The 25,021-nt window shown below is 72.6% G+C and carries 21 protein-coding genes; 16 read left to right on the forward strand and 5 right to left on the reverse strand.

What is annotated here, in order from left to right:
- Nucleotides 1–1,736, forward strand: a 1,736-nt coding sequence (locus AB0K34_RS34095; RefSeq protein WP_364553062.1) for a hypothetical protein, incomplete at its 5' end; no start/stop codon positions are given.
- On the opposite strand, the gene galK is transcribed toward AB0K34_RS34095, so the two are convergent.
- Both galK and galE read right to left on the reverse strand, forming a co-directional pair.
- Complete coding sequence (galK, locus tag AB0K34_RS34100) at nt 1,729–2,898, reverse strand: galactokinase (protein ID WP_364553063.1); 1,170 nt, start codon at nt 2,896–2,898, stop codon at nt 1,729–1,731. The genes AB0K34_RS34095 and galK overlap by 8 nt on opposite strands.
- Entirely contained in the window at nt 2,874–3,827 is a 954-nt protein-coding gene (gene galE, locus AB0K34_RS34105) for a UDP-glucose 4-epimerase GalE (RefSeq protein ID WP_364553065.1), read from the reverse strand. The genes galK and galE overlap by 25 nt, the downstream gene beginning before the upstream one ends.
- 78 nt (nt 3,828–3,905) lie before the next feature.
- Here galE and AB0K34_RS34110 point away from each other — a divergent pair, with 78 nt between their 5' ends.
- The 4 genes from AB0K34_RS34110 to AB0K34_RS34125 all read left to right on the forward strand — a co-directional run bounded on the left by AB0K34_RS34110 (nt 3,906) and on the right by AB0K34_RS34125 (nt 7,907).
- On the forward strand, nt 3,906–4,916 hold the full coding sequence (locus AB0K34_RS34110) for a hemolysin family protein (protein WP_138640845.1): 1,011 nt from the start codon (nt 3,906–3,908) through the stop codon (nt 4,914–4,916).
- An 18-nt stretch (nt 4,917–4,934) separates the two neighbouring features.
- Nucleotides 4,935–6,008 carry a tryptophan--tRNA ligase gene (trpS, locus tag AB0K34_RS34115; protein WP_138640847.1) on the forward strand — a complete coding sequence of 358 codons (1,074 nt, stop codon included), beginning with the start codon at nt 4,935–4,937 and terminating at the stop codon, nt 6,006–6,008.
- On the forward strand, nt 5,998–6,651 hold the full coding sequence (locus tag AB0K34_RS34120; protein WP_240808466.1) for a 2'-5' RNA ligase family protein: 654 nt from the start codon (nt 5,998–6,000) through the stop codon (nt 6,649–6,651). The genes trpS and AB0K34_RS34120 overlap by 11 nt, the downstream gene beginning before the upstream one ends.
- Nucleotides 6,652–6,743: 92 nt before the next feature.
- Nucleotides 6,744–7,907: a YhjD/YihY/BrkB family envelope integrity protein gene (locus AB0K34_RS34125; RefSeq protein ID WP_364553068.1), complete on the forward strand. Its 1,164-nt coding sequence runs from the start codon at nt 6,744–6,746 to the stop codon at nt 7,905–7,907.
- A 1-nt stretch (nt 7,908) separates the two neighbouring features.
- Here the strand turns inward: AB0K34_RS34125 and AB0K34_RS34130 are convergent, their stop codons facing one another.
- Nucleotides 7,909–9,201, reverse strand: coding sequence for a serine hydrolase (locus AB0K34_RS34130; protein ID WP_364553070.1), 1,293 nt, complete (start codon nt 9,199–9,201; stop codon nt 7,909–7,911).
- Between the two features lie 484 nt (nt 9,202–9,685).
- Between AB0K34_RS34130 and AB0K34_RS34135 the strand changes: the two genes are divergently transcribed.
- The 9 genes from AB0K34_RS34135 (at nt 9,686) to AB0K34_RS34175 (ending at nt 20,725) form a co-directional block, all read left to right on the forward strand.
- On the forward strand, nt 9,686–10,852 hold the full coding sequence (locus AB0K34_RS34135; protein ID WP_138641810.1) for a glutamate--cysteine ligase: 1,167 nt from the start codon (nt 9,686–9,688) through the stop codon (nt 10,850–10,852).
- Between the two features lie 448 nt (nt 10,853–11,300).
- Entirely contained in the window at nt 11,301–12,527 is a 1,227-nt protein-coding gene (locus AB0K34_RS34140) for an amidohydrolase (RefSeq protein ID WP_301175184.1), read from the forward strand.
- Nucleotides 12,528–12,790: 263 nt separating this feature from the next.
- The gene (locus tag AB0K34_RS34145) at nt 12,791–13,849 is read left to right on the forward strand and encodes a BMP family ABC transporter substrate-binding protein (protein WP_240808359.1); all 1,059 of its coding nucleotides are present in this window, start codon (nt 12,791–12,793) and stop codon (nt 13,847–13,849) included.
- Between the two features lie 179 nt (nt 13,850–14,028).
- The gene (locus AB0K34_RS34150) at nt 14,029–15,567 is read left to right on the forward strand and encodes an ABC transporter ATP-binding protein (protein WP_301175139.1); all 1,539 of its coding nucleotides are present in this window, start codon (nt 14,029–14,031) and stop codon (nt 15,565–15,567) included.
- Nucleotides 15,564–16,883 carry an ABC transporter permease gene (locus AB0K34_RS34155; protein WP_364553073.1) on the forward strand — a complete coding sequence of 440 codons (1,320 nt, stop codon included), beginning with the start codon at nt 15,564–15,566 and terminating at the stop codon, nt 16,881–16,883. The genes AB0K34_RS34150 and AB0K34_RS34155 overlap by 4 nt, the downstream gene beginning before the upstream one ends.
- Nucleotides 16,880–18,235, forward strand: coding sequence for an ABC transporter permease (locus AB0K34_RS34160; RefSeq protein ID WP_364553075.1), 1,356 nt, complete (start codon nt 16,880–16,882; stop codon nt 18,233–18,235). The genes AB0K34_RS34155 and AB0K34_RS34160 overlap by 4 nt, the downstream gene beginning before the upstream one ends.
- A complete protein-coding gene (locus tag AB0K34_RS34165) occupies nt 18,232–18,645 on the forward strand; it encodes a cytidine deaminase (RefSeq protein ID WP_364553077.1) in 414 nt (137 codons plus the stop codon). The genes AB0K34_RS34160 and AB0K34_RS34165 overlap by 4 nt, the downstream gene beginning before the upstream one ends.
- A 3-nt stretch (nt 18,646–18,648) precedes the next feature.
- Nucleotides 18,649–19,923, forward strand: coding sequence for a thymidine phosphorylase (locus AB0K34_RS34170; RefSeq protein WP_364553079.1), 1,275 nt, complete (start codon nt 18,649–18,651; stop codon nt 19,921–19,923).
- Nucleotides 19,924–20,071: 148 nt separating this feature from the next.
- Nucleotides 20,072–20,725, forward strand: a complete 654-nt coding sequence (locus tag AB0K34_RS34175; protein ID WP_364553080.1) for a maleylpyruvate isomerase N-terminal domain-containing protein — start codon at nt 20,072–20,074, stop codon at nt 20,723–20,725.
- Between the two features lie 109 nt (nt 20,726–20,834).
- Here the strand turns inward: AB0K34_RS34175 and AB0K34_RS34180 are convergent, their stop codons facing one another.
- Entirely contained in the window at nt 20,835–21,482 is a 648-nt protein-coding gene (locus tag AB0K34_RS34180; protein WP_364553082.1) for a 1,4-alpha-glucan branching protein, read from the reverse strand.
- Nucleotides 21,483–21,621: 139 nt separating this feature from the next.
- On the opposite strand from AB0K34_RS34180, the gene AB0K34_RS34185 reads away from it, so the two are divergent.
- Nucleotides 21,622–22,077, forward strand: a complete 456-nt coding sequence (locus AB0K34_RS34185; protein ID WP_138640101.1) for a TIGR03618 family F420-dependent PPOX class oxidoreductase — start codon at nt 21,622–21,624, stop codon at nt 22,075–22,077.
- 845 nt (nt 22,078–22,922) lie between these two features.
- Entirely contained in the window at nt 22,923–24,422 is a 1,500-nt protein-coding gene (locus AB0K34_RS34190) for an acyl-CoA dehydrogenase family protein (RefSeq protein ID WP_138642282.1), read from the forward strand.
- Nucleotides 24,423–24,434: 12 nt separating this feature from the next.
- Here the strand turns inward: AB0K34_RS34190 and AB0K34_RS34195 are convergent, their stop codons facing one another.
- Nucleotides 24,435–25,013 carry a GAF domain-containing protein gene (locus AB0K34_RS34195; RefSeq protein ID WP_301175145.1) on the reverse strand — a complete coding sequence of 193 codons (579 nt, stop codon included), beginning with the start codon at nt 25,011–25,013 and terminating at the stop codon, nt 24,435–24,437.
- Nucleotides 25,014–25,021: the final 8 nt, after the last annotated feature.

Consider the following 25,021-nt stretch of genomic DNA (forward strand, 5'->3'; position numbering starts at 1 on the left):
GCGCGTCGGCCACGCCTTGGTCGCCCTCGGCGGCGATGATCCAGGCGTCGCCCTCCCCCGCCTGCGGCAACCGCGCCGGGGTCGCGGGACGGGCCCGCAACGGCACGTCCTGCCAGGGCGACAAGGTGCGCGGCACGCTGGCCGCCGAACCGGTCGCCGAGTTCGTTCCGCTGGCCGCCCATCACCGCCGTCCCGCCGCGGCGCCGGCGCCCGTCCGGCCGCCGGAGCCCGAGACGGATGATCTCACCGCCGTGACCGATCTCGACGAGCTGCTCGACATCGCCGACCGGCACCGCAAGAAGAGCGACATGCCCGGGATGCTGGCGGCGTGGCGGCGGTTCGACGCCGCCGCCGAGGCGGCCGAGCCGACGCCGCTGCAGAAGGCGCGCCGGCTGGACGCGCGGGGCGTCGAGCACGCCGTCGAGGGGGACGCGGAGAACGCGGCCGAGTGCTGGGCGGAGGCGGCCCGGCTGTTCGGCGAGCTCGGCGACGAGACGCGGCGGCACCGCACGCTCGGCCGGCTCGGCATGATCCGGCTCGAACTCGGTGACGAGGGCGGGATGGAGCAGGTGGTCGCGTCCGCCGAGCACTTCACCGCGCATCCGGGCGAGGACGGCGACGCCGCGCCCGCGCTGCTGCGGCTCGCGACCGCGCATGTCAAGGGTGATCGTCCGGACGAGGCTCTCGGCGTGCTCGACCAGGTGGCGGCGGACGGCGAGCATGTGGGCGAGCTGTGGTTCCTGCGCGGGCAGGCGCTGCTGCTCACCGACCGGGGCGACGAGGCGGTCACGGCGCTGCGCCGCTCCCTGGAGGCGGCGCGCGAGTCCAGCGATCCCGAGCACATCGCCTCGCCCGCGCTGCTGCTCGCGCGGACCCTCGCCCGGCGGGAGGACGGCCCCGGCGACGAGGCGTTCGCCCTGCTCGACGAGGTGATCGGCGTGCTGCGCGAGCCGTCGCCGATGCGCGCCGCCGCGTACACCGAGCGGGGCCTCGCGCATCTGAACGCCGACCGTGCCGCCGACGCCGTCGCCGACCTGGTGGAGGCCATCGCGGGCTGGACGGCCGAGGGGCTGCACCCGCAGGCCGTCCAGCTGCGGGTCGATCTGGCCGCCGCCTACCTGTCCACGGACCGTGCCCTGGAGGCCGCCGAGGCCGCCGAGGAGGCGCTGCCGAACCTCGACGACGACAACGGGCGCCGCTGCCGGCTGATCCTCGCGCACGCGCAGAAGCAACTCGGCGAGGAGGACGCCGCCGCCCTGTTCACGGGTCTCGCCGAGGAGGCTGCGAGGGAGGGGCAGCACGACGCCGTCGCGCACTTCCTGAACGAGGCCGCCGACGTCCTGACGAACCTCGACATCGACGCGCAGGCCGCCGAACGGTACGCGCAGGCCGCCGAGGCGTACGAGAAGGCCGGCGACCCCTACGGGGTGGTCCGCGCCCGCCGCCGCGCCGCGATGTGCCTGATGTGGAGCGGCGAGGGGGAGCAGGCGGCGGCCGCCATGGAGACGGCCCGCGCCGCCCTCGCGGACCTGCCCCCGGACAACGAGCCCGTCCGCGTCTGGGAGACCGCCCTGACCTCCTTCGAGCAGGCCCGCGTCCTCGCCCGGCTGGGACGCCTGGACGAGGCGGCCGGGCACGCGACCGCCGCCGTGGACGGCTTCACCGCCATCGACCAGACCGAGCCCGCCCAGGACGCCGCCCGGCTCCTGGAGGACATCAAGGCCGCGCTCAGCTGACCCGTCGCGCCCCGTCCGAGGGGACGGCCTCCAGGAAGCCCGGCGGTGTCCAGCCGCGCTTCTCGTAGGCCGCCGTGATGGCCTCGCCGACCCGCTCCGCGCGGGCGGCGGGGGCCAGCACGATGACGGAGCCGCCGAAGCCGCCGCCGACCATGCGGCCGCCGCGGGCGCCCGCCCGCAGCGCCGCGTCCACGGTGGCGTCCGCCTCCGGCCACGACACCTCGAACTGGTCGCGCAGCGACAGGTGGGAGGCGTTCAGCATCGCGCCGAACTCCGGCAGGGCACCGGCCCGCAGCAGGCCGACGGTGGCCTCGACGCGGTGGTTCTCGGTGACGACGTGCTGGACGCGGCGCCGCAGCACCGGGTCCTTCAGCGAGCCCAGCGCGGCGGCCAGGTCCTTGACGTCGCGCAGCGCGTCCACGCCGAGCAGCGACGCGGCCTCCTCGCATTCGGCGCGGCGCCGGCCGTACTCGCCGCCGGTCAGGGCGTGCGAGGCGCGCGTGTCGACGACCAGCAGCGTCAGCCCGGCGGCCGCCGGGTCGAACGGGACCTGCGACGACAGGCCGCTGCGGCAGTCGAGCATCAGCGCGTGCCCGGCCCTGCACAGCAGCGACGCGGACTGGTCCATCAGCCCGCACGGCATGCCGACCTGCTCGTTCTCGGCGCGCTGCGCGAGCCGCGCCAGCGCCGGGCGGTCGATCTCGACGCCGTGCAGGTCGCACAGGGCCAGCGCCGTCGCGCACTCCAGCGCGGCCGACGACGACAGCCCCGCGCCCTGCGGGAGGTCGGAGTCGATCAGCAGGGACGCGCCGCCCGTGCCGTGCTCGCGCAGCACCCGCGCCACGCCGACCGGGTACGCGGCCCACGCGCGCTCGGCGGGCCACCCCTCGGAGACGACCGGCGGGCCGTCCACCGGCGCGGTGACGGCGGTGGACGCCTGCCGCGACCGCACCTCGACCACGCCGTCGTCGCGCCGCGCCGCCGCCACCGTCACGCCGCGCGACAGCGCGAACGGCAGCACGAAACCGTCGTTGTAGTCGGTGTGCTCGCCGATCAGGTTGACCCTGCCCGGGGCGCGCCACACGCCGTCCGGCGCGCGCCCGAACGCCTCGCCGAACGCCGCCGCCAGGCCCTCGGTCACCGGGACCGCAGGAAGGTCCACGCGTCGTCGACCATCGTCCGCAGGTCGCGCTCCGGCTTCCAGCCGAGCCGGGCCTGGATCTTGTCGGACGAGGCGATCAGCACCGCCGGGTCGCCGGCGCGGCGCGGCCCGACCTCGGCCGGGATCTCGCGGCCGGTGACCTCGCGGCACACCTCCACGACCTCCCGGACGGAGTAGCCGGTGCCGCTGCCCAGGTTGAAGATCTGGTGGGCGCCCGGCTCGCAGGCGTCCAGCGCCAGCAGGTGCGCGCGGCCCAGGTCGATCACGTGGATGTAGTCGCGGACGCAGGTGCCGTCGGCCGTCGGGTAGTCGTCGCCGAACATCTTCACCGCGTCCCCGTCGCCCTGCGCGATCTTCAGCACGTTGGGGATCAGGTGGGTCTCGACGGTGTGCCGCTCGCCGTGCCGCCCGTAGGCGCCCGCCACGTTGAAGTACCGCAGCGACACCCCGCCGATGCCGTGCAGCCGCGCGTACTCGGTGAGGACCGTGTCGATCGCCAGCTTGGACGCGCCGTAGGGGTTGGTCGGACGGGTCGGGTCGGTCTCCAGGATCGGCGTCGACTCCGGCTCACCGTACGTCGCGGCCGTCGAGGAGAACACGATCCGGGGCACGCCGGCGACGCGCATCGCGTCCAGCAGCGCCAGCGACTCGCCGAGGTTCTTGTCCCAGTACAGGCCGGGCTTCTGCACCGACTCGCCGACCAGCGACCTGGCGGCGAAGTGCAGCACCGCCTCGAACCCGGCGCCCGCGAGGACGTCGGCGGCCATGTCGCGCAGCGTGCCGCGCACCAGCCGGGCGCCCTCGGGCACCGCGTCCTCGTGCCCGGTGGACATGTCGTCCAGGACGACGACCTCGTGCCCCGCCTCCAGGAGCAGTGCGGAGACGACGCTGCCGATATAGCCGGCGCCTCCGGTGACGAGCAGCTTCACTGACGAACCTCCAGAAAAGTCTCGGGCGGCGGGGCCAGACCAGGCTATCCGCAACCCCGAACGGGGAAGGCTGAACGCATGGACCGGACGCCGCCCGGGACGCCCCCGCGGCCGCCCGCGGGGCCCGCGCGCCCGCTGGTGTGGCTGCTGTCGCGCTCCGCCGATCTCGTCGTGCGGCTGTCGGGCGGCGACCCGCGCGCGCTGCGCGAGGAGATCACCGCGGAGCGGATGCGGGCCCTCGTGGCCGGGAACACCCAGCTCACCGCCGACGAGCGCACCCTCATCGGGGAGGTGTTCGCGGCGGGCGAGCGGCCGCTGCGCGAGGTCCTCGTGCCGCGCACCGAGGTCGTGTTCCTGGACGCGGAGCTCACCCTCACCGCCGCCGCGCGGCTCGCCGCGCGCAGCCCGCACTCCCGCTTCCCCGTCTGCCGCGACTCCCACGACGAGGTGATCGGGTTCGTCCACATCCGCGACCTGCTCGTCACGGACGGCCCCGACGCGCCCGCCGGGGACGTCCCGGTGGGCGATCTGGTGCGTCCGGTGAAGTTCCTGCCGCCGTCGAAGCGGGTACTGCCCGCGCTGTCGGAGATGCGCCGGGAGGGCTGCCACCTGGCGATCGTCACCGACGAGTACGGCGGGGTGGCCGGAATCGTCACCATGGAGGACCTCCTCGAGGAACTCATCGGCGACATCCGCGACGAATATGATGTGCAGGACGCGCAGGCACGGCGCCTGCACGGCGGAGTGGTCGAGGTGGACGGCCTGCTCAACCTGGACGACTTCGCCGCCGAGACCGGCATCCGGCTGCCGGACGGGCCGTACGAGACGGTCGCCGGGCACATCATGGCGGTGCTGCGCCGGGTGCCCGCCGAGGGCGACTCGGTGGAGGCCGCGGGCCGCCGCCTCGCGGTGGCCCGGATGGACGGCCGGCGGGTGGCCCGCGTGCGCGTCATGCCGCGCGCGGCGCCGCAGGCCGTGCCCGCGCCGCCCGGCACGCCGTCCGCGACCCCGCGGGCGGTGCCCGGCGACGCCGCCGGCGGCCCCTCCCGCGGGCCGGCGACCGGCGGCGGCGCTCCCGATGACACCTGAGAGAATCGGTCCGTGCAGATGCCCGAAGCGCCCACTCCCGAAGCGTCCGACGCCGGAACCACCGCGGCCCCGCCGCGGGTGCTGTCCGGCATCCAGCCCACCGCCGACTCGTTCCACCTCGGCAACTACCTGGGCGCGCTCCGGCAGTGGGTCGCCATGCAGGACACGCACGAGGCGTTCTACTGCGTGGTCGACCTGCACGCGATCACCGTCGAGCACGACCCGGAGCTGCTGCGCCGCCGCACAAAGGTCGCCGCCGCGCAGCTGTTCGCCATGGGCATCGACCCGGACCGCTCCGCGGTGTTCGTGCAGAGCCACGTCCCCGAGCACGCCGAGCTGGCGTGGGTGCTCAGCTGCCTCACCGGGTTCGGCGAGGCGGGCCGCATGACCCAGTTCAAGGACAAGTCGTCCAAGCAGGGCACCAGCGGGACGAGCGTCGGCCTGTTCACGTACCCGATCCTGCAGGCCGCCGACATCCTGCTCTACACGCCCGACCCGGCGGCCGGGCGCCCGCTGCGCGTCCCCGTCGGGGAGGACCAGCGGCAGCACCTGGAACTGACCCGCACCCTCGCGCAGCGTTTCAACCACCGGTTCGGGGAGACGTTCGTCCTGCCGGACGCCCACATTCCCGAGGGCGCCGCCAAGATCACCGACCTGCAGGAGCCGGGCGCGAAGATGAGCAAGTCGGCGTCCTCCCCGCAGGGCATTCTCGACGTGCTGGAGGAGCCGGGCCCCATGCGCAAGAAGATCATGCGCGCGGTCACCGACACCGGCTCCGAGGTCGTCTACGACGAGGAGAAGAAGGCCGGCGTCACCAATCTGCTGCGGATCTACTCCGCGCTGGAGGGCACGTCCATCCCCGACCTGGAGGCCCGCTACGCCGGCTCCGGGTACGGGCAGTTCAAGAAGGACCTCGCGCAGGTCGTCCTCGACACGTTCACGCCGATCCGGGAGCGCACCCTCAAGCTGCTGGACGACGAGGACCATCTCGACCGGCTCCTCGCCCGCGGCGCCGAGCGCGCTTCCGAGGTCGCCGTGCGGACGATGGAGACCGTGCGCGAACGGGTGGGATTCGTGGGACGTGGTCGCTGACCGCGCCGCACTCGACGACGCCGCGGAGGGCCCGGGGGAGGGCCTCTCCGCGGCCGAGACCACGATGACCGGCGGCATCACCGCCCGGCCGGCGCCGGGCCGCCGCGCGATCGGCGTCGCGATCCCGATCCCCGACCCGCACGGCTCCTACCTGCAGTCGCGGCGCGCCTCGTTCGGCGACCCGCTCGCGCACGCGATCCCGACGCACATCACGCTGCTCCCGCCGACCGAGGTGGACGAGGCGGCGATGGACGGCATCCAGCGGCATCTGCTGGCCGTCGCGCGCACCGAGCGGCCCTTCCCGATCAGGTTGCGCGGCAGCGGAACGTTCCGACCGGTGTCGCCGGTGGTGTTCGTGGCGCTGGCCGAGGGAATCGGCGGCTGCGAGCGCGTCCAGGCGAAGGTTCTGTCGGGTCCGCTGGCGCGTCCGCTGCCGTTCCCGTACCACCCGCACGTGACGATCGCCCACCACCTGCCCGACGACGTCATGGACCGCGCGTTCAAGGAGCTCGCCGCCTACGGCGCCGACTTCGAGGTGTGGGGGTTCTCCCTCTACGAGCACGGGCTGGACGGCGTGTGGCGCCGCCACTGCGACTTCGTGTTCGGCGACGGCGCCGTCCCCGCCCCCGGCCGCCGCCTCTGAGGCGGGGCGCCCCCGCCCGGCCCTAAACGCTGCGTTTAACGGCCGATTACCGTACGCGGTATCGGGCGGCCCGGAGTGGGTACGGTGCGTACATGCGGCAGGTGATCAATAGCGTGCAGGGCCGGATCGAGTCCCTGTTCGGTAAGGGAAAGGACCTGCTGCGCGGCGCGCGCGACCGCTCGCGGTGGTTCGACCACCAGGCCCGCGCGTTCGAGCGCTACCAGGAGCGGCGCGGCGACCGGCTCGCCGCCGCCCTCACCTGCTACGCGTTCCTGTCGTTCTTCCCGCTGCTGGCGCTCGCGTACTCGCTGCTCGGCTACGTCGTCGGGGTCAGCGAGCAGGTCCGCGACTACTTCGTCCGGGCGATCGACTCGCAGCTGCCCGGCCTCGGGGGCCGGCTCCAGGTCGAGCAGATCGCCCAGTCCAAGACCGCCGTCGGGATCCTCGGCCTGGTCGCGCTGCTGTTCACCGGGCTCGGCTGGGTGCAGGTGCTGCGCGAGTCGCTGCGCGACATCTGGGGCAACGAACCGGGCGGCGGCGGCAACTTCTTCCTCAAGAAGCTGTGGGACGCCGCCGTGCTGGTGTTCCTCGGCGTGATCCTCGTCTGCGGCATGGCGGTCACGACGGTCACGACGTCGGCCACCGGCACCGTCCTGCACTGGATGGCGCTGGACGACGTCACCGGGGCCGGGACGGCGCTGCGGCTGCTGTCGGTGGCCTGCGCGATCCTGTTCGACACCGTGGTGTTCCTGGTGCTGTTCAGCCGGCTGTCGGGCACCCGGGCGCCGTGGCGGCGGATCATCCGGGGCGCCCTGTTCGGCGCGGTCGGCTTCGAGGCCCTCAAGCAGATCGCGACGATCCTCATCGGGCGGACGACGCAGAACCCCGTCTACGGCACGTTCGCGGTGCTGGTCGGGCTGATGGTGTGGATCAACATCGTGTCCCGGTTCGCGCTGTTCACCGCCGCGTGGACGGCGACCCGCCGCGTCGTCCTCACCGCCGACGCCGAGAACCCGGAGAACCGCGCCGACGAGGCGGAGGTCGAGGCCCTCCGGGAGCGCGCCGAGGAGGACTCGGACGGCGAGACCGAGGCCGGCGGCGACGCCGCCCGTCCGGAACGCGAGCAGGGACCGAAACCGGAGCAGGGTCCGAAACCGGAGCAGGGTCCGAAACCGGAGCAGGGTCCGAAACCGGGGCAGGGCCGGGAGCGCGAGGAGCGGGAGCCGGGTGCGACGTCCGCGCACCTGAGCCGTTGACCTACCGGCCGATGTCGCGGGACGCCGAGCGGGCCGCCTCCAGGCGGCGCCGGCGGCGCAGCACCACGAACAGCACCGCGATCGCGAGCAGGGCGCCGGCCGTGCCGCCGCCGAACAGCAGCCACCGGCGGGACGAGTCGTCCGAGGCGAGCGGGCCGTCCGGCAGCACGCCGCCCGGGCCGGCGTCCTTGCGCGCCTGCTCGATCTTGCCGGGCGGGACGAGCACGCCCACCGGCTCGACCTTGCCGCGCGCGGCGAAGCCCCAGTCCAGCAGCTTGGCCGCGTACGGGGACGGCGGCTGGTCGGCCCGCATCAGCGAGATCAGGATCGTGTGCCCGCCGCGCCGCGCCTCCGCGACGAACGTCTGCCGGGCGGCGATCGTGTAGCCGTTCTTGCCGCCGATCATGCCCTGGTACGCCTGGCGCTCGCCCGCGAGCATGTGGTTGTGGGTGTGGATCGGGTAACCGCCGACCTTCTTGCCCTTCTTGCGCTCCTTCTTCGTCGGCGGCGCCGGGAAGTTGAAGTCGATGGCCTGCATGTACGCGCGGTAGGCGGGGTTCTTCATGCCCTCCCGCAGGATCAGCGCCAGGTCGTAGGCGGAGGTGTGCTGGGTGCGGACGTCCAGCCCGAGGTCCCGGTCGAGCCCGTTCGGCGACCCGGCGAGGGTGTCGTGGGCGTTGATCCGCTTGGCCTCGGCGTTCATGTGGGCGAGGGTCTTCTGCACCCCGCCGTCCGCCTCGGCGAGCGTGTACGCCGCGTCGTTGGCGGACATCATCAGCATCGCGTGGAACAGGTCGGAGACCTTGTACTGCATCTTGGGGGTCAGCCCGACCTTGGTGCCCTCGACGTCGCACGCCTTCTGCGAGGGGCGGACGAGCCGGTTCGCGTCCAGCTTGGGGATCAGCGCCAGCGCGGTCAGCGTCTTGATCGTGCTCGCCGGGAGGTAGCGGCCGTGCGGGTCCTTGGCGGCGAGGACCTCGCCGGTGTCGGCGTCCGCGATCAGGTACGAGGAGGCTTTGATCTTGGGCGGCGCGGGCACGCCGGGGGCGGCGTTGACGATGACGCCGCGGCCGGCCAGTTTCGGCCCGCCGACGGTCTCGGCCGCGGGCACGGGGGTGGCGGGCGCGGCGGTGACCGGCGGTGCGACCGGAACGCCCGGCCGAGCGGGGGCGGCCGTGGCCGGAGCCGCGACCAGGACGGGGCCGGCGGCGACGGACGCCGCCGCGAGCGGAACCACTGTCACCGTCAGGGCGCGGCGGCCGACGCCGGCCGGCCTTCGTCGCTCAGCTCGCAAGCTCCCGACGCTCCTTCGTCCCGTGGGAGCGCGGTCGCTCCCGGCGCGCAGGCGGCCAACGCCCATGACTTCCCCCGAAGAGTAGGCGACGTATCCGGCGAAGGGGTACCCGACCGCGAACGCGGCAAGCACGGTACGGAAGCGACGGATGACGCAAACGTGATATGACGGTATGTAAGGGACGCCCCGTACCGGTTACCGTCCGTCATGAAAGGTAGTTTGGGACGGACTGACTAGTTCGATCTAGTGGTGTCCCGGACAAGATCAATGACCGGAAAGTAGGACCCCTGAAGGTCCGCCCCCCGCCCGCATGAGTCAATTGATCCGCAAAGGGCATGGACATCCGGCAGGGTGGCGGGCACGAGCGCCATCATGGAGCGAACACGTGACCTGGACCGGCGTTTGTCCAGGCTTAGGGACCCGCTGGCTGAATTGCGCCACGTGCCACGCAACGACCTGCAAGGATTGTGGACGGAGGTTGGCCGTGGCCATTGACTTCAACGCATCGAACGGCGCGACGCTCGGCGTCGAGTGGGAGATCCAGCTGGTCGATGCGGAGACCAGGCACCTGCGGCAGGACGCACGCGAGGTGCTCGCCGCCCTGCCCGCGCTCAGCCTCGACGGCGACAACCCCCGGATCCGCCACGAGCTGATGGAGTCGATGGTCGAGGTCGTGACCGGCATCTGCGACACCGTCGGCGAGGCCAAGGCCGACCTCTCCGGCACCCTCACCGCGCTGCGGGGCGCCGCCGCCGAGCGCGGCATCGCGCTGGCCTGCACCGGCACCCACCCGATCAGCGACTGGCGGGACGCCGTGATGGCGCCCATGGGCCGCTACGCCCAGCTGGTCGAGGAGATGCAGTGGCTGGCCCGCCGCATCCAGACCTTCGGCGTTCACGTCCACGTCGGCATCTCCGACGGCGCCAAGGCCATCCCGATCATCAACGCGCTCTCGTCCTACCTTCCGCACTTCCTGGCCCTGACGGCGTCCAGCCCGTTCTGGAGCGCCGGCGACACCGGCCTCGCGTCCTGCCGGGCGGTCGTGTTCGGCCAGATGCCGACCGCCGGACCGCCCCACCTGCTAGACGACTGGGCGGCCTTCGAGGATTACATGGCCACGCTGATGCGTTCGGGAACCATAAGGAGCATCAAAGAGGTCTGGTGGGACATCCGCCCGCATCCCGACTTCGGCACCATCGAGATCAGGATGTTCGACGGCATCCCCACCATGCGCGAGGTGGGGATGGCGGCCGCACTGTGCCAGAGCCTGGTCACGCTGTTCGATCAGCAGCTCGACCGGGGCTACACGCTGCCGCGCCCGGCCGCCTGGGTGGTGCGCGACAACAAGTGGCGCGCGACGCGATACGGGCTGGACGCGATCGTGATCACCGATGACCGCGGCAGCACCGCCCCGCTGCGCGACGAACTCTACGAGCTGATCCGGGAGCTGGAGCCCGTCGCCGACCGGCTCGGCTGCGCCGAGGAGCTCAAGGTCGCGGGCGAGGTACTGGAGCACGGGGCCCCGTACGAGCGGCAGCGCGCGATCCGCGCCGCGGGCGGCACGCTGGAGAACATCGTCGACGCGGCGATCACCGAGCTCGCGGAGGACCGGTTCGTCACACTGGGGGAGGTCGTACATGCCGGAGCCTGACAGGCCGCAGCGGACGGCCCGCCCCGCCGAGCGGGTCGGGCCGGCGAATCCCTCCGGCCGCGCCGACCAGGCCGGACCCGCGAACCCGTCCGGTCCGGTGAACGCGAAGAGGCCGAAGAGCGAACAGGTAGCAGAGAACGTTCCCGAGAACGGGAGCACCACCGGGCGGGCGCCGTTCGGCTCCGCCGTCGCGCAGGGGGCGCAGATGACATATCCGGGACCCGGGGTGATGCCCGGCCTTGAACCACCCACCGCCGCGGACCACGTGGACCGGGAGGCCGGCGCCGCCGGCCGCCTGACCGGGCCCGCGGCACCCGGTGACGCGGCGCCCGCGGCCGCCCCGCCCGCCGACGCGACCGCCCTGCCCGACGCCGCCGTGCCCGCCCCCGTGCCCGCCGTGCCCGCCGAAGCGGCCCGCACGGCGCCGGTGCCGCTCGGCGGCGCCGTCCTGCAGCCGGAGCTCGACGCCTTCCTCGCCGCGCACGAGGCCGAGCTGATCGCCTTCCGCCGCGACCTGCACGCGCACCCCGAGTTGGGCTACGCCGAGCACCGCACCACCGCGAAGATCGCCGAGCGGCTGCGCGCCGCCGGCCTCGACCCGGTGATCCTGCCGAAGGGCACCGGGCTGTTCTGCGACATCGGCCCCGCCGACGGCACCACGGTCGCGCTGCGGGCCGACATCGACGCGCTCCCGCTGCACGACGAGAAGGAGGGCGTCCCGTACCGGTCGACCGTCCCCGGCGTCGCGCACGCGTGCGGCCACGACGTGCACACCGTGATGGTGCTGGGCGCGGGCCTGTTCCTCGCGCAGCAGGCCGAGGCCGGGCTGCTGCCGGGCCGGGTCCGGCTGCTGTTCCAGCCCGCCGAGGAGACCCCCGGCGGGGCGCTGGACGTGATGGCCGCCGGCGGCATCGCGGGCGTCGACCGCGCGTTCGCGCTGCACTGCGACCCGCGCATCGAGGTCGGCCAGCTGGGGCTGCGCACCGGCCCGATCACCGCGGCCTGCGACAAGGTGTACGTCAAGGTCACCGGCCCCGGCGGGCACACCGCCCGGCCGCACCTGACCGCCGACCTGGTGTACGCGCTCGCCAAGATCGTCACCGAGCTGCCGTCCGCGCTGTCGCGGCGCGTCGACCCGCGCTCCAGCCTGTCGCTGGTGTGGGGGCGGGTGTCGGCCGGGTCCGTCGCCAACGCGATCCCCGACGACGGCATCGCCGAGGGCACCGTCCGCTGCCTGGACGACGAGGCGTGGCACCGCGCGCCGGAGATGATGAAGGCGCTGCTGCAGTCGGTCGCCGCCGCCTACGACGTGGAGGCGTCGCTGGAGTACGTCCGGGGCGTCCCGCCGACCGTGAACGAGGCGGCCAGCGTGCAGATGTTCCGCGACGCCGCCGCGCAGGTGATGGACGAGGACGGCGTCGTGCCGACCCCGCAGAGCCTCGGCGGCGAGGACTTCGGCTGGTACCTGGAGTCGATCCCCGGCGCGCTGGCCCGGCTCGGCGTCCGCACCCCCGGCTCGCCCGGCGAGTACGACCTGCACCGCGGCGACTTCGACGTCGACGAGCGGTGCATCGCGGTCGGCCTGCGGGTGCTGAGCGCGACCGCGCTGACCGCGCTGTGGGAGGGCGGCCGGCCCGGCGACAGCGAGCCGATCGAAGGTGCCGCGCTGGCCTGATCTGCCGCCGCGGTCACCGTGCGTGACCGCCCGTTCCCCTTTCCGGTGACCTGTGCCGCGGCGCGTCCCCCACGTCGGCCCGCGCCCGCTCAGGACCGTGGCCGCGCCGCTGACCTGTGGCGATATGCGTACGCATTGGTAACGGACCTGTTGCGAATCGGTGCAGGCGGGAAGTTTGCCCTCATTCGCGAGGTAGCGTCCCATCGATTTCGGTGACCGCATCGGTCACCGGACCGTGGGTGGGGAACGGAAGGAGCGCTACCTTGCGCCGTGGACTGAAGACTTCGCTCGTCACCGTGACGGGTGCGGCGCTGCTGCTCAGCGCTTCCGCGTGCGGCGGCAAGAAGGCGGACACCGGTGGCGGTGACGAGGGCGGCAAGAAGACCCTCAAGATCGGTCTGGCCTTCGACATCGGCGGCCGCGGCGACCAGTCCTTCAACGACTCGGCCGCCGCGGGCCTCGACAAGGCCAAGCAGGACCTGGACGTCCAGACCGAGGAGATCTCGGCCAAGCCGGACGAGCCGGACTCCGACAAGGAGTCCCGCCTGCGGCTGCTGGCCAACAAGGGCTACAACCCGATCATCGGTGTCGGGTTCGCCTACACCACCTCGATCGTCAAGGTCGCCAAGGACTTCCCGAACACCAAGTTCCTCGTCGTCGACGCCGACCAGTGCAAGGTCGAGGGCGCCAACGTCAGCGGCGCCTGCTTCGCCGAGGAGCAGGGCTCCTTCCTGGTCGGCGCGGCCGCCGCGCTGAAGTCCAAGTCCGGCACGATCGGCTTCATCGGCGGCGTCAACGTGCCGCTGATCCACAAGTTCCAGGCCGGGTACGAGGCCGGCGCGAAGGCCGCCAAGCCGGGCATCAAGATCCTGCCGGCGAAGTACCTGACGCAGCCGCCGAACTTCAACGGCTTCAAGGACACCAGCCTCGGCAACGAGGCCGCCAAGGGCCAGCTCGACCAGGGCGCGGACGTCATCTACCACGCCGCGGGCGGCGCCGGCATCGGCGTCATCAAGACGGTCGGCGCGGCCGGCAAGTGGGCCATCGGCGTCGACTCCGACCAGTACAACCAGCCCGCGGTCGCCGGGGTGAAGCAGCACATCCTCACCTCGATGGTGAAGCACGTCGACCTCTCGGTGTTCGACTTCGTCGAGAGCGTCGCCAAGGGCACCTTCAAGGCCGGCACGACGACGTACGACCTGAAGAACGACGGGGTCGGCTACTCGACGTCCGGCGGCAACGTCGACGACATCAAGGCCAAGCTGGACGAGCTCAAGGCCAAGATCGTCAGCGGCGAGATCAAGGTCCCGACCAAGGCGTGAGCCGGCGATCGGGGAGTGCGGGGACGTTCCCCCGCGCGGTGGCGGCGTGAGGCCGCACCACCCGGCAGCGACCGCGCACCGGGAGCCGTCCAGGCGGGCGGCCCCCGGTGCGGCGGCGTGTCCCCGGCCCCGTCCCGCGGCGCCTTCCGTGCACGTTCGAGGCAGGAGGAGGGGCACTCGTGCCTGACCAGGTGCCGGCCGTGCGGCTGACATCGATCACCAAGCGGTTCCCCGGAGTGGTGGCCAACCGCGACATCAACCTCACCATCGAGCGCGGCGAGGTGCACGCGCTCTGCGGCGAGAACGGCGCCGGCAAGTCCACGCTGATGAAGATCCTCTACGGGATGCAGCGGCCGGACGAGGGCACCATCGAGGTCGACGGCGAGCAGGTCTCCTTCCGGACCCCGGCCGACGCGATCGGCCGCGGCATCGGCATGGTCCACCAGCACTTCAAGCTGGCCGACAACCTGACCGTGCTGGAGAACGTGGTCCTCGGCGCGGAGCCCCGCGGGAAGGGGTGGCGGCGCGGCCGGATCGACTTCGCCGCCGCCCGCGCCAAGATCAAGGAGATGGCGCGGGCGTACGGGCTGCGCGTCGACCCCGACACCCTGGTGGAGGACCTCGGCGTCGGCGAGCGGCAGCGCGTGGAGATCCTCAAGGTGCTGTACCGGGGCGCCCGCGTGCTGATCCTGGACGAGCCGACCGCGGTGCTCGTCCCGCAGGAGGTCGACGAGCTGTTCGGCAACCTGCGGGAGCTGCGCGCCGAGGGCCTCACCGTGCTGTTCATCTCGCACAAGCTGGACGAGGTGCTCGCCGTCGCCGACACCATCTCGGTGATCCGGCGCGGCACCACCGTCGCGACCCGGCTCGACCCCGCCGAGGTCACCTCCCGGCGGCTCGCCGAGCTGATGGTCGGGTCCGAGCTGCCCACCCCCGAGCTGCGCGAGTCGACCGTCACCGAGGACGTCCAGCTGGACATCGGCGGGCTGACGGTGCTGACCCCCGAGGGCCGTCCCGTGGTGGACGACGTGTCGCTGCGCATCCGGCGCGGCGAGATCGTCGGGCTGGCCGGGGTCGAGGGCAACGGGCAGACCGAGCTCATCGAAGCGATCATGGGCATCCGCAACGCCGACGCCGGGACGATCGTGTACGGCGGCGACGACATCGCGCACTGGGCGACCCGCCGGCGCCGCGAGGCCGGCATCGCCTACATCCCCGAGGACCGGCACCGGCACGGGCTCATCCTGGAGGGGACGCTCTGGGAGAACCGGATGCTCGGCCACCAGACCCGCAGGCCGAACGTCCGCGGCCCCTGGACGGACCGGCGCGGCGCCCGCCGCGACACGACGCGGATCGTCCGCGAGTACGACGTCCGGACGCCGGGCATCGAGGTGCCCGCCGCCGCGCTGTCGGGCGGCAACCAGCAGAAGCTCATCGTCGGCCGGGAGATGTCCGGCGACCCGCACCTGCTGATCGCCGCGCACCCGACGCGCGGCATCGACGTCGGCGCCCAGGCCGCCATCTGGGACTACCTGCGGCAGGCCCGCGCGGACGGGCTGGCCGTGCTGCTGATCAGCGCCGATCTTGAGGAACTCATCGGTATGTCCGACACCCTGCACGTGATCCTGCGGGGCCGGCTGGTCGCGGAGGTCGATCCGCGGACCGTCACCCCCGAGGAGCTCGGCTCCGCGATGACCGGCGCGGGCGGCGCCTCATGAGCGAGCCGAAGGACCCGACGCCCCCGGGCGGCGGCGAACCCCCCGAGCCCCCCGAGGACGCGTCGAAGGACGCGCCGAAGAGCCTGTCGAAGGACGTACCGCCCGCCGACGGCAAGGACGCCGGCAAGGACGCCGGGAAGGGCGTCCCGGAGCCGGTGCCGGCGTGGAAGGCGATCCTGCGCGGGCTGGGCCCGACCGGGCTCGGCCTGAAGATCGGCGCGCCGGTGCTGGCGCTGCTGATCTCGCTCGGCATCACGATGATCCTGCTGCGGGTCACCGGCGCCGACCCGATCAGCTCGATCCAGAGCATGATCGACTACGGCACCACCGAGAACTCGATCGTCGACATCGTCAACCGCGCGACCCGGTACTACCTGTCGGCGGTCGCGGTGGCGATCGGCTTCCGGATGGCGCTGCTGAACATCGGCGTGGACGGCCAGTACCGGATCGCCGCGTTCCTCGCCGCCGCGCTCGGCGGCGCGATCACGCTGCCCGCGCCGTTCGGCCAGCTGCTGGTGATCGTCGCGGCGATGGTGGTCGGCGGGCTGTGGGCCGCGATCGCGGGCGTGCTGAAGGTGACCCGCGGGGTCAGCGAGGTGCTGTCCACGATCATGCTGAACGCGATCGCGACCGGCGTCATCGCCTACCTGCTGAACGACAAGCGGCTCGCCGAGGTGCGGCCGGGCAGCAACAACGTCGCGACCGCGCAGATCCCCGAGTCGGGACGGGTCGGGCCGCTGAACGGCTTCCTGTCCTCGCTCGGCATCGACCTGCCCGGCGACGTGTACGGGCTGCTGCCGCTCGCGGTCCTCGTCGGGATCGTGTTCTGGGTCGTGATCAACTACACCCGGTTCGGCTTCGACCTGAAGGTGTCGGGGCTGTCGGCGTCCGCCGCGCAGGCCAGCGGCGTCAACGCCCGCCGCATGATCGTCTACACGATGATCGCGTCCGGCGTGGTGGCCGGCCTGATCGGCATGCCGGAGCTGCTCGGCGCGTCCTACGAGTACTCGCTGAACTTCCCGGCCGGGCTCGGCTTCACCGGCATCACGGTGGCGCTGCTCGGCCGCAACCATCCGGCCGGCATCGCGCTCGCCGCGCTGCTGTTCGCGTTCCTCGACCAGACCTCCGACGTGCTCCAGGAGGTCGACGTGCCGAAGGAGATCGTCGGGGTCATGCAGGGCGTGGTCGTGCTGACCGTCGTCATCGTGTACGAGCTCGTCCGGCGCTGGGAGATCCGGCTGCAGCAGCGGGCCGTCGCCGCCGAACTGGCCACCGGCCACGACCTGGCCCGCGAGGCCGCTGGGAGCGCCTCATGAGCGCCGCGACCGAGGCGGTGGCCACCGTGAAGGCCGCCAAGGGCAAGATCAGGCTGCGCTGGCCGCACTACCTGCTGATCGGCTCCGGGCTGCTGGTGCTGCTGTCGCTGGTCCGCGTCATCGACGACGCCGACCCGGTGACCTCCAGCGGGACGGTCAGCGCCGCGCTGCGCCTCGCCGTGCCGATCTTCCTGGCCGGGCTCGGCGGGCTCTGGTCGGAGCGGTCCGGTGTGATCAACATCGGTCTCGAGGGCATGATGATCCTCGGCACCTGGACGGGCGCGTGGGCCGGCTACCAGTGGGGCCCGTGGATCGGCGTCCTCGCCGGGATCATCGGCGGCGCGCTCGGCGGGCTGCTGCACGCCATCGCGACCGTGTCGTTCGGCGTCGACCACATCGTGTCCGGTGTCGCGATCAACATCCTCGGGCTGGGGCTGACCCAGTTCCTGGCCGGACTGATCTTCGACACGGGCGCGGCGAAGGCGCTCGGCGGCGGGCCCCGGCAGTCCCCGCCGGTCGATCCGATCATGACGTTGACGCTGCCGGTGCTGTCCGGCGGCAAGATCGGCGGCTGGCAGAGCCCCGACTGGCTCGGCTCGCTGGAGGGCCGCCACTGGTTCCTGCTGTCGGACATCGCCGGCATCGCCCGCGGGCTGACCAGCGACATGTCGCTGCTGACGCTGGTGTCGCTGCTGCTCGTCCCGCTCAGCTTCCTGATCCTGTGGCGGACCCCGTTCGGCCTGCGCATCCGCTCCTGCGGCGAGGACCCGTACGCGGCCGAGTCGCTCGGCGTGCAGGTGTACCGGATGAAGTACGCGGCCGTGGTCATCTCGGGCGCGTTCTCTGGCCTCGCCGGCGCGTTCCTCGTCACCGTCGCCGCCCCGCTCTACCAGGACGGCCAGACCAACGGCCGCGGCTTCATCGGCCTCGCCGCCATGATCTTCGGCAACTGGCGGCCGGGCGGGCTCGCCGCGGGCTCGCTGCTGTTCGGCTACACCGACGCGATGAACGTGCGCGGCGGCGGGCAGGCCGTCCACGCGCTGCTGCTGTTCGTCGCGATCCTGCTGATCGGCGTCGCGGTCTGGCAGGCGCTGCGGGCGAACCGGCTGCGCGGCCAGATCGTCACCGACCTCGGCCGCCGCGAGGTCCGCAACGCCTACCTCGGCGCGGTGCTGTCGCTGGTGGCGGCGGCCGGGCTGCTCGTCTGGTTCCTGATGAGCGAGATCGTCCCCGGTGAGCTGGTCTCCTTCACACCGCACCTGACGACGCTGCTCGTCCTGGCCCTGGCCAGCCAGCGCCTCCGCATGCCCGCGGCCAACGGCGTGCGCTACAGGCGAGGCGAGGCAAGATGACTCTCATGGAGATCGACTGGCCTGGCCTGCGCACCGCCGCGCGGGAGGCGATGACGCGTGCGTACTGCCCGTACTCCGGGTTCCCGGTCGGCGCCGCCGCGCTGGTGGACGACGGCCGGATCATCACTGGCTGCAATGTCGAGAACGCCTCGTACGGGGTCGGGCTGTGCGCCGAGTGCTCGCTCGTGTCGGCGCTGCACGGCCCCGGCAAGGGCGAGCGGCCCCGCCTCGTCGCGGTGTCGGTGGTCGACAAGCACGGCGACCCGGTGATGCCGTGCGGGCGCTGCCGCCAGCTCCTGTGGGAGCACGGCGGCGCGCCGATGCTGCTGGAGACCGTCCGCGGCGTCCTGCCCATGTCGGACGTCCTCCCGGACGCCTTCGGCCCCGACGACCTGATCGAGAGAGCTTGATCCATGGATGCCATTGACGTCATCCGCGCCAAGCGCGACGGCGGGGTGCTGAGCCCCGCGCAGATCGACTGGGCGGTGGACGCCTACACGCGGGGCGCGATCGCCGAGGAGCAGATGTCGGCGCTCGCGATGGCGATCCTGCTGAACGGCATGACCCGGGCCGAGGTGGCGCGGTGGACGGAGGCGATGATCCGCTCCGGCGAGCGGATGGACTGGTCGGCGCTGGACCGCCCGACCACCGACAAGCACTCCACCGGCGGTGTCGGCGACAAGATCACGCTGCCGCTGGCGCCGCTGGTGGCGGCGTGCGGCGCGGCCGTCCCGCAGCTGTCCGGGCGGGGCCTCGGCCACACCGGCGGCACCCTCGACAAGCTGGAGTCGATCCCCGGCTGGCGGGCGTCGCTGTCGAACGCCGAGATGCTGGACGTGCTGCGGTCGGCGGGCGCGGTGATCTGCGCGGCGGGCAGCGGCCTCGCCCCCGCCGACCGCAAGCTGTACGCGCTGCGCGACGTGACCGGCACGGTGGAGTCGATCCCGCTGATCGCGTCCTCGATCATGTCGAAGAAGATCGCGGAGGGGACGGGCGCGCTCGTCCTGGACGTCAAGGTCGGCTCCGGCGCGTTCATGAAGACGGTCGAGAACGCCCGCGAGCTGGCCGAGACGATGGTCGCGATCGGCACCGACCACGGCCTGCGCACGGTCGCGCTGCTCACCGCGATGGACCGGCCGCTCGGCAACGCGGTCGGCAACGCCGTCGAGGTCGCCGAGTCGGTGGAGGTCCTGGCGGGCGGCGGCCCGTCCGACGTGGTCGAGCTGACCCTGACCCTGGCCCGGGAGATGCTCGACGCCGCCGGGATCACGGGCAAGGACCCGGCGGACGCGCTGAAGGACGGCTCCGCCATGGACGTCTGGCGCCGCATGATCACCGCCCAGGGCGGCGACCCGGACGCGCCGCTGCCGACGGCCCGCGAGACCCACACGGTCACGGCGCCGGCCGGCGGCGTCCTGACCCGCCTGGACGCCTACGGGGTGGGCGTCGCGGCGTGGCGGCTCGGCGCCGGCCGGGCCCGCAAGGAGGACCCGGTCTCGTTCGGCGCGGGCGTGATCTGCCACGCCAAGCCGGGCGACACGGTCAGCGCGGGGCAGCCGCTCCTCACGCTGCACAGCGACGACGAGGCCCGGTTCGCCCGCGCCCTGGAGTCCCTGGACGGCGCCTACGAGATCGAGGACGGCGCGGCCGCGTCCCCGCACCCGCTGATCATCGACCGGATCGCCTGACGGGCACGGCGCGGCCGGCGGCTTCAGGGCGTCCACGATCAGTGGAGGCCGCGTTTGCCGGGCGTCCAGAAGGGCGCGGGTGTTGATGTCGTCGTGCCTCGGCCAATCCGATTGCCCGCCGTCTCGGGACGGCACTAGCTTGGCCGGAGTGGATCACTTCTCACGCTCGTGGACGGCGTTGCTCGGGGCGGTCGCCGAACTCTCCGATGGGGACTGGGAGCGGCCGTCCGGCTGTGCGGGGTGGCTCGTCCGGGACCTGGTGTGCCACCTGGTCATCGACGCCCAGGACGTGCTGATCACCCTGGTCACGCCCGCCGACGGCGAACCGACCGCCGACGCCGACACCTACTGGAAGCTCGTCGACCCGCCGACCGGCGACGACCCGCTCGACGCGCTGATCCCGCGGCTGGCCGCCGCCTACGGCGACCCGGCCCTGCTGAAGTTCCACCTCGACGACGTCGGCTCCGCCGCGGGGCGCGCCGCCGCACTCGCCGATCCGGATCTCCGCGTCGCGACCCAGGACATGGTGCTGACCGCCGGGGACTACCTCTCCGCGTACGTCATGGAGTGGACGCTGCACCACCTCGACCTGATCGCGGACGTGCCCGAGGCGGCCGGCCCGCCCGCCGAGACCCTCGCCGCAGCGCGCGCGTCGCTGGAGCGGATCGCCGGGGCCCGGTTTCCGGCCTCGTTCTCCGACACGGACGCCCTCCTGATCGGCACCGGCCGCCGCCCTCCAGCGGACGCCGACAGGGCCGCGCTCGGGGAGCTGGCCGCACGGCTCCCGTTCGTCCTCGGCTGAGTTCCGTGTCAAAGGGGGGGCCGGATCCATGGCCCTTCTTTCGGCCCGCCGTCCGTCCGGAGGGCACGGCGGGCCAGTTAGCCGATCTTGGTCAGGGGACGGCCGGTGATCAGTGGAGGACGGCGAGGGGAACGCGGTGCTCGGTGCCGTCCGGGGTTCGCCAGGGGGCGGTCACGTAGGTCTGGGCGGCGGTGGCGGTGTCGTGCGCGCGCAGGACGCGGGTCACGCCGATCGTGAGGGTGCCGCTCGGTTCGGTCGCCACGGTGATGTCGGTGCGGTCGGGGCCGTGCTCGACGGCCTTGATCGCGGTCAGCGTCGAGGCGGTGGTTCCGGTGAAGTGCGCCGAGACGGACGGGTCCGGTTTGTCGCCGATGGTCTGGTGCTGCGGCTCGGCGCGCCCTTGGAGGAGAGCGAGGAGCTGGGCGACGAGCACCGGGTCGCGGGTGCCGTCGTAGACCCATCGCCGTCCCAGGACGCCGTGCTCCGAGGTGCCGACGAGTCCCTCCTCGGCCCCGTCCAGCGGGGCGCCGCGGTAGCTGAGCGGTACGTGGTAGGAGATGGGCCGGTCGCCGGAGGTGTCGGTGACCACCATGAACTCCATGCCGACCTCGCCGTCCGGGTCGTCGAGCCGGAAACCGCCCGCCCTGGTCAGGCGCGGCGCGGGTCCCGGGCCGGCGTACCAGGGCTGCGCGGGGAGCCATGCGGTGAGCAGCTCCAGCTTCCCGGGCGTCATGGTCGTCTCGTAGATGACTGCCATGCGATCTTTCTACCGGACCGCCTGCCGGCCCGTGCTCGGCGGCATCGCCTTGGCGGGCTCTCGGCTGGGTAGAACACCGGATGTGCTCGAAGCGTCGGCCGGCGGCTCCGGGCGGGGGCTCAGGGAGAAAGGCTGATCGATGGGGACCGACCTCGAAGGCTTCGCCGAACTGATACCGCTGGATCACGGCCTGTGCGTGGTCAGCACGCTGCGGGGCGACGGCGGTGTGCAGTCGTCCGTCGTCAACGCCGGAGTTCTAGAGCATCCGCTGCGGGGTGGACGGGTCGTCGGGCTCGTCGCCACCGGTGGTTCCCGCAAGCTGCACCATCTGCGCGCCGACCCGCGGGCCACGATCGTCGCCCGCGCGGGCTGGCGGTGGACGGCCGTGGAGGGCGACGCGGAGATCATCGGCCCGGACGATCCGCGGCCCGGCGTCGACGGCGAGGCGCTGCGGGTGCTGCTGCGCGACATCTTCACCGCGGCCGGTGGCACGCACGACGACTGGGACACCTACGACCGCGTGATGGCGGAGGAGCGGCGGGCCGCCGTGCTCGTCACCCCGCGCCGCGTCTACGGCAACCCGCCGGCCTCCTGAACTGCGCGCCCGCTTTTCGGCGGCCGCTTCCGGGCGGCGCCTGGAAAACGGCACGGGAACAACGTCGAAGTGGCCGGTTCCGTCGAGGGGGATGTACTCTGGTCGCCGAAAGACCACCTCTGTGAACTGTCGCCGCCGAAGCGTCCGAGGCGCCTGCGGGTGTTGACTCATTCCATTACCGGACCGCCGGAAAACGTGACTCGGTGGGCGTTAATCCCGGGGCCCTGTCCGCAATGACCTTCAGGCTAGGGATTTGTATCGGATGGGCGAGGAGCGCGCACGCCTTGATCGTGACTTCCCTCCGAAATCGATCTTTTCGTGATCACAGATATCGGACAGGCGCTTTACGCGCCGTCTGGCACAGTTGTCAACTACCCTGCCGGGTGGTTCTGCGGTACCGCGCGTCCCGTCCGGTGATCAGTGGCTGAGCTGCGCTTTCATCGGGTTTCGGGGACGCCTGGGGATGGTGGGACGGCGGGCTCGGGGGAGCGGCCGGGGCGTGACCGGGCCGTCGTCCCAGAGATGAGAATCTCTCTCAATCGTCACAACAGCAGCTAGTTGCACATTAAACTCATCATTCCCAAAGTGATCAGCCGTCGACTGCGGGCACGGCCGGAACATGGCCTGCAGGCTCGAATCGTCGTTGGCTGATTACGGTCAGCCAGAGGAGCCTTGCGTCTGGTGATCGTTCGTTTCACCATGGCGTGAGAGTCTCAGACGAGCGATTGGCAAGGAGGTTCGCTCGGCCGGCCCGGCGGCCGGTCGGGCATGAGCGTGTTCTTCCGACGGCCGGATTCCGGCGACTTCCCCCTGCATTGACGCGCCGACCCGTGAGAGCGGACACCATGACGAATGCTCTACTGTCCCTGTCCACGAACGACTTCATCGCCGGTATCGAGGCGATCGCCCCCCGATTCGACACCGCCACCTACCCGCAGCAGAACCTCCCGGCCGACGACTGGACGCTGCTGACCCGGGCCGGCGTGCTGCTGCCGACGCTGCCGAGAGAGTTCGGCGGACGCGACAGCCACGTCGAGATGTGCCGAGTCGTGGAAGCGCTGTCCGAATGGAACCTTCCGCTCGGCATGTACGCCACGGTGATCACCGGGGTGGCGCTGCGGCCCATCGCGCTGTGGGCGGACGAGGAGGCCAAGCGGGAGGTGCTGCCGCAGTACGCCGGCGGCGACCCCATGGTCTGCGGGTTCGCGTCCACCGAGCCCGGCTGCGGCTCCGCCATGTCCGGCATGACGACCACGTTCGAGGAGGTCCCGGGCGGCTACCGGATCCGCGGCCGCAAGCACTGGCAGGCGTTCAGCTCCAGCGCGCACTGGTGGCTGGTCAGCGCGAAGAACGACGACCGCGGCCGCGAGTACGGCTACTTCATCGTCAAGCGCAGCGAGGGCTTCCGCACCCTGCAGCCCTACGAGCCGCTCGGCCTCAAGGTGATCGACTACGGGCTCAACGAGATCGACGTGGTCGTCCCCCGGCACCGGCGCATCCGGGCGGAGGGCCGCAACCTGCGCCCCATGGTGGAGATGCTCATGGCGTCGCGGGCGATGATGGCGGCGATGGGCGCCGGCTTCCTGCGCCGCATCAGCCGGGAGGCGCGCGCGTACGCGAACGCGCGGCGGATCGGCCCGGGGCCGCAGTCGGCGATCCGGTTCGTCCGGTACCGGCTCGCGGCGATCGACACGTCCTACACCGTCTGCGCGGCGCTCAACGACTACCTGCAGACCTCGCTGGACATGAAGTCCGACATGATCGGCGCGTTCCCCGCCGTCCAGGCCATCAAGACGGTCGCCACCGAGCGGATGCTCAGCGCCGCGCACCACTACCAGCAGCTCTCCGGCGGCGAGGGGTACCGCTGCGGGTCGCCGACGAACATCTCCGCGCAGGCGTTCCTCGACGCCCGCGTCTACACCATCTTCGACGGCACCAACGACCTGCTCAGCCAGCAGCTCACCGAGTACTGCCTCGCGCGGACGGACGGCCTGCCGCTCAGCAAGTTCCTCGCCGACTGGCCGCTCACCGCGTCCGCGATCACCTCGCAGGGGCTGGACCTCGGCTTCCTCGACCGGGACCTCCGCCAGGAGCACCTGGTCCTCGCCGGCCGCGCCATCGCCTACGCGTTCGCGATCGCCCAGGTCATGCGGTGGGCGGCGAAACCCGGCAACGACGCGGGCCGCGCCCGGGCGGCGATCGAGTTCCTCAAGGCCGACATCGCGGGCGTCGCGACGGAGTTCGGGCTGCTGTCCACGGGCGTGCTCGGCATCGAGGACGGTGCCGTGCCGCCCTCGCCGGGCGTGCTCTTCTCGCGCTCGGTGCCGCTGCCCGCCGAGGCGTGACCCGGCCCCGGGTCAGCCCAGCATCTCCTCGCGGCGGCGGATCAGCTGGACGAGTTCCGCCGCGCGCTCCTTGATGAGGTTCAGCCCGGGGTGGCCCCACGGGCGCGGCTCGCGGTCGATGATGCAGATCGTGCCGAGGGTCGTGCCCGTGTGGTCGATCAGCGGGGCACCGACGTAGGTGCGGATGCCGAGCTTGTCGACGACCGGGTTGCCGGCGAAGCGCGGGTAGTCGCACACGTCGTCCAGGACGAGCGCCTTGCGCCGGACGACGACGTGCGGGCAGTAGCCGTGGTCGAGCGGCACCTCCCGGCCCAGCTCCACGCCGCCGGACGGGTCGGTGGGGTCCTGCGGGGAGTACAGGCCGGACAGGTACTGCCGGTCGGTGACGAAGTTGACCATCGCGAACGGGGGCAGCCCGGTGCCGACGAGCCGCCGGGCGGTCTCGGCGAGGTCGCGGGCGAACGCGTCGAACTCGGGGTCGGCCTCCTGCCCGAGCCCGAGCTCGCGCAGCCGCGCCACGCGCCGCGGCACCTCGGGGTCGACGGGGGTCAGCAGATGGCCGGGGGGCTCGTAGAGCGGCTCTTGGGTCACGGCGATCT

It is taken from the genome of Actinomadura sp. NPDC049382 (genome assembly GCF_040677125.1).
Lineage (GTDB): Bacteria > Actinomycetota > Actinomycetes > Streptosporangiales > Streptosporangiaceae > Spirillospora > Spirillospora geliboluensis.